Source organism: Pseudomonas sp. Sample_16 (genome assembly GCF_004307665.1).
GTDB lineage: Bacteria > Pseudomonadota > Gammaproteobacteria > Pseudomonadales > Pseudomonadaceae > Aquipseudomonas.
Genome location: NZ_RCOB01000118.1, coordinates 1 through 839 on the forward strand (window position 1 = coordinate 1; position 839 = coordinate 839).

Sequence of the window (839 nt, forward strand, 5' to 3'; positions counted from 1 at the left end):
TACCCGCTGCCCCACAATCCGCTCCACCTCGTCCACGAAACGGCATGTCCCCGTCAGTTGACCACGCTGCAAGGCGTCCCGAATCAATCTGGTCTCCTCATCGGAAGTAGCTTGCTGCATGAACCGCTCATATTGAAGGCGCCGCTCCATCGCCGTGTCACCCAAAGCCGTAAAGCATGGGTCGAAATCCAGCCAATGGTCATCAGGCCTGTCACTGATTCGGGCTCCATAGCTGGACCATGGGTAATCCGCCGCATCGGCCACCATGCGAGCACGTACTGTGAAAAAAGGGGACAGATTTATTTCCCTAGTCCGCTCCTTGGTCGGCCTCGCCCCCGCTGCTATACCCGCTGCCCCACAATCCGCTCCACCTCGTCCACGAAACGGCATGTCCCCGTCAGTTGACCACGCTGCAAGGCGTCCCGAATCAATCTGGTCTCCTCATCGGAAGTAGCTTGCTGCATGAACCGCTCATATTGAAGGCGCCGCTCCATCGCCGTGTCACCCAAAGCCGTAAAGCATGGGTCGAAATCCAGCCAATGGTCATCAGGCCTGTCACTGATTCGGGCTCCATAGCTGGACCATGGGTAATCCGCCGCATCGGCCACCATGCGAGCACGTACTGGATTTAATTCAATGTAACGACAACAAGCAAGCAGGTAGGAATCTGACTGCACCACACTGGATTTGTACCGACTCTCCCACAGAGTGCCTGAACGCCCTTCCAGTCGATTGCGATAGCGCGTCGCACGCGCTGCCAAGACCTTCATCAACTGCCCCAGCCCAGCAGCCGAGTCACCCGGAGCCAGCAACAGATGAACATGGTTGGTCATCAAACA

The 839-nt window shown here is 57.2% G+C and carries 1 protein-coding gene and 1 pseudogene; both read right to left on the reverse strand.

The features are described from left to right. Positions 1-267: pseudogene (locus tag D8U69_RS29610) on the reverse strand (transposase); the annotation flags it as partial. 74 nt (positions 268-341) lie between these two features. Beyond that, positions 342-839, reverse strand: a 498-nt coding sequence (locus tag D8U69_RS16585) for a transposase (protein WP_130907743.1), incomplete at its 5' end; no start/stop codon positions are given.